Consider the following 4,046-nt stretch of genomic DNA (forward strand, 5'->3'; position numbering starts at 1 on the left):
TTTTCGGCTGGATTTTGACGATGTATATGATCATTCTCGGTCTTGGCACAGGGCTCGTGATGCCGATTTTGACGCTCGCCCTGCAAGAAAGCTTTCCAAAATCGGAGCTTGGCGTCGTGACGTCTTCAAGCCAATTTTTCCGCTCGATCGGCGGGACGTTTGGGATGACGGTGCTTGGCGCCATCATGAACCACCGGTCGAGCGCCTTGCTTGACGAGCGGCTCATGCCAAAGCTCGAAGCGCTGCCGGCGCAGGCGAAAGGGCTTGTCGACCGCTTTGCCGGCATGATCCATGATGATCCGCAAGGGCTGTATTCCGTTCTGCTCAGTCCGGAAGCGATGGCCAAGATTCCAGCGCTGCTGCGCGACATGTTCGTGCCGGTGCTGAAGCAGTCGCTTGTCGACTCGCTGCAATCCGTCTTTTTGTTCGGGCTCGTGTTTATCGCTGTGGGCTTGTTGTTGGTGTTCGGTTTGAAAAGGATCACCTTGTCTGATCGGACCGAGGCGATGAAGCAGTTGAAGCAGGCAGAGGAGAAGGCCTAGCGGCATGCGAATGAAGAAAAGAAAACGGCGGACCGCGCCTCATTCGCTCAGGCGGCGGGCCGCCTTTCTTTTTGGCGGCGACGAACAAAACTCCCCCGGAGCGATGAGGCATCCGGGGGTGAGGTGCCAATGGAAGCCGGCGGCTCGCTCCGTGCGGCCCATTTCGCCAGGCGGTTTCGCATCGACGTGATGCCCGGCGCATGGCGGTTTCACGGTGACGATTCGCGATGGCTGGTTACGTTGCGCCCGCATCCGCGCTTTGGCCGAAGACGCGCGAGCGGGTGAGAAAGCGGACGCCTTCCGGGCCTTCGAGCGAAAACATGCCGCCGCGCCCGGGGACGACGTCAATGATGAGCTGCGTATGCTTCCAATATTCGTATTGCGCCTTAGAGATGTAAAACGGGCAGCCGCCGATTTCGCCAAGCAAAACATCGGAATCGCCGACGATCAACTCGCCGAGCGGGTAGCACATCGGCGAGCTGCCGTCGCAGCAGCCGCCGGATTGGTGGAACATGAGCGGACCGTATTTCGCCTTTAATTTTTCAATCAATTCTAACGCTGCTTCGGTGGCGATGACTTTCGGTTCATCAGGCATCGGATGCACCTCCTTTCGCATCATGGCCAAAGACAGGCTCCTAGAGCAGCTTTGCTGGATTCGTCGAATGGAACGGTTGTTGCGTCGTTTTCCATTCCATCATCAAAAGGAGTTTGCGTGGTTTTGGCGGTGACGGATGCAACAGTGGGCAAAAGGCAGCGCGTCGGCGCTGCCTTTTGCCGTGGAAGAGCAGGTGGGCCAATGTTAGAACAAGCCAAGTTTTTTCGGCGAATAGCTGACGAGCAAGTTTTTCGTTTGTTGGTAATGGTCGAGCATCATTTTGTGCGTTTCGCGGCCGATGCCGGACATTTTGTAGCCGCCAAACGCCGCGTGGGCCGGATAGACGTGATAGCAGTTCGTCCAGACGCGGCCGGCTTGGATGCCGCGGCCGAAGCGGTACGCGGTGTTGATGTCGCGCGTCCAGACGCCGGCGCCAAGGCCGTACAGCGTTTCATTGGCGATTGAAAGCGCTTCGTCGTGATCTTTAAACGTTGTGACCGCGAGCACTGGGCCGAAAATTTCTTCTTGGAAAATGCGCATTTTGTTATGCCCTTTGAAAACGGTCGGCTTGACGTAATAGCCGCCGGCGAGTTCTCCTTCGAGCATGTTCCGCTCGCCGCCGATCAAGAGCTCAGCGCCTTCCTGTTTGCCGATGTCGATGTATGACAAAATTTTCTCGAGCTGTTCGGAGGAGGCTTGGGCGCCGATCATCGTTTCCGTATCGAGCGGATTGCCTTGCTTGATTTGCTTGACGCGCTCAAGCGCCCGTTCCATAAAGGCGTCGTAAATCGACTCATGGATGAGGGCGCGCGACGGGCATGTGCACACTTCGCCTTGGTTTAAGGCGAACATCGTAAAGCCTTCGAGCGCTTTATCGAGAAACTCGTCGTCTTTGTCCATCACATCAGCGAAGAAAATGTTCGGGGACTTGCCGCCAAGCTCAAGCGTAACCGGCACGATGTTTTGCGAGGCGTACTGCATGATGAGCCGTCCGGTCGTCGTTTCACCGGTGAACGCCACTTTCGCCACGCGCGGGTTCGAGGCGAGCGGCTTGCCGGCTTCTAAGCCAAAGCCGTTGACGATGTTGACGACGCCAGGTGGAAGCAAATCCTCGATGAGTTCGATGAGAACGAGGATCGACGTCGGCGTTTGCTCCGCCGGTTTCAAGACGACGCAGTTGCCGGCCGCGAGCGCTGGAGCGAGTTTCCAGGCCGCCATTAAAATCGGGAAGTTCCACGGGATGATTTGCCCGACGACGCCGAGCGGTTCTTTGAAATGATAGGCGACCGTGTCGTGATCGATTTCCGAAATCGTGCCTTCTTGCGCGCGAATGCAGCTGGCGAAGTAGCGGAAATGGTCGATGGCAAGCGGGATGTCAGCCGCCAACGTTTCGCGGATCGGCTTGCCGTTTTCCCATGTTTCCGCAACGGCGAGCATTTCCAAGTTTTCTTCCATCCGGTCGGCGATTTTGTTCAACAAACGGGCGCGCTCCGCTGGAGACGTGCGTCCCCATGCGTCTTTTGCCGCATGGGCGGCGTCAAGCGCCAGTTCGATGTCCGCCGCTTTTGAGCGCGGCACTTCGCAATACGGCTGTCCGGTGATTGGCGTGATATTTTCGAAATACTCGCCGTCGACCGGCGGCACCCATTTGCCGCCAATGAAGTTTTCGTAGCGCTTTTTAAATGTGACAAGCGCGCCTGGCTGGCCTGGTTGTGCGTAGATCATCCCCGATTCCTCCTCCATTTAAGTTTTTGAATCCGATTACAAGATAAAGAATATTATAAAAATTTTGTGCCGTCAAGAATTTTGTGTAATGAGAGATAGATAGGGTATATCTGAATGGATTGGGAATAGATAAGAGCAGGTTTCCTCCGCATAGGAGGCGGAATATTCTGTCTCCTGTGCGGAAAGGGAGAATCCCTTTGCTTTGTGATTTACAGAAAAAAGCCGTCTGAAAGCCCACGGTTTGTGGCCGCGCGCCCCTATCAAGAAGCCTGGCTGAATCGACTGCTGGACGGAACCGCCAAACAAAGGGCAGTGAAGCTCTACAAAAAGAGAAAGAAATGGTATTTCGCCGTCGCGATCACGTTTTCAGTGGAACCACGAAACGAACCCAATGTGATGGGCGTTGACCTGGGACTCCGTTATATGGCCGTTGCCAGCGTCGGAACGAAGTCATTGTTTTTTAAAGGCAATCCATGCGCCTTTATTCGCCGACGATATGCGGCTTTGCGGCGAACGTTGGGCAAAGCCAAGAAGCTCCATATGATTCGCAAAATCGGCCATAAAGAGTCCCGCTGGATGAAGGATGTGAACCACAAAATCAGCCGTCAAATCGTCCACTTTGCCCTCGCCAACGGTGTTGGCGTGATTCGGATGGAAGATTTGACGGGGATTCGGAAACGAGCCGCTTCTTTAAAAGAAGCAGGGCGAAGCCTTCATTCTTGGGCGTTTCATCAACTGCAAACAATGATGGCCTATAAAGCCGAAATGGCGGGCATTCGGGTGGAGTGGGTGAATCCGAACTACACAAGTCAAACATGCCGATGCGGTCATCGGGAGAAAGCCAACCACAACGGCATCCTCTTCCAATGCCAAGAGTGCGGATACACCATCCACGCCGACTTAAATGGGGCGATCAACATCGCCAAAGCGATTTCGGGCTTGAGCGCCTAACCTAGCGCACTGGTCACAGGTGCGCCGTCCATCGGGGTACATCCTAACCTGATGGGATGGGCTGATGACACAGCCCCGAACTCAGGCGTGTTGATTATCCAATAAAATCCAAAGGGTATAGAAAAAAGAGCACCTTTCCTGTAGAATGTGAGTAGCGACACAAACAAACCCAGGAGGTGCTCTCTATGAACAAGCATACCACACTCCCGAATTTGATGCAAAAACTTGTTTCG

2 protein-coding genes and 2 pseudogenes are annotated in these 4,046 nt (G+C 54.7%); 2 read left to right on the forward strand and 2 right to left on the reverse strand.

From position 1 onward, the window contains the following. A pseudogene (locus T260_RS121480) lies at nucleotides 1-542 on the forward strand (MFS transporter); the annotation flags it as partial. A gap of 235 nt (nucleotides 543-777) precedes the next feature. Here the strand turns inward: T260_RS121480 and T260_RS121470 are convergent. Beyond that, on the reverse strand, nucleotides 778-1,137 hold the full coding sequence (locus tag T260_RS121470) for a DUF779 domain-containing protein (protein ID WP_011232669.1): 360 nt from the start codon (nucleotides 1,135-1,137) through the stop codon (nucleotides 778-780). Between the two features lie 204 nt (nucleotides 1,138-1,341). Then, a complete protein-coding gene (adh, locus tag T260_RS121465; RefSeq protein ID WP_021322697.1) occupies nucleotides 1,342-2,862 on the reverse strand; it encodes an aldehyde dehydrogenase in 1,521 nt (506 codons plus the stop codon). 243 nt (nucleotides 2,863-3,105) lie between these two features. Between adh and T260_RS121460 the strand changes: the two are divergent. Beyond that, nucleotides 3,106-3,813, forward strand: a pseudogene (locus tag T260_RS121460) (RNA-guided endonuclease TnpB family protein); the annotation flags it as partial. Between the last annotated feature and the right edge of the window lie 233 nt (nucleotides 3,814-4,046).

The sequence above is a fragment of the Geobacillus thermopakistaniensis genome (genome assembly GCF_000498995.1).
GTDB lineage: Bacteria > Bacillota > Bacilli > Bacillales > Anoxybacillaceae > Geobacillus > Geobacillus thermoleovorans.

Coding starts and splice junctions, on each gene's coding strand:
- T260_RS121470 (WP_011232669.1), bottom strand. CDS start 1,137: ATGCCTGATGAACCGAAAGTCATCGCCACCGAAGCAGCGTTAGAATTG.
- adh (WP_021322697.1), bottom strand. CDS start 2,862: ATGATCTACGCACAACCAGGCCAGCCAGGCGCGCTTGTCACATTTAAA.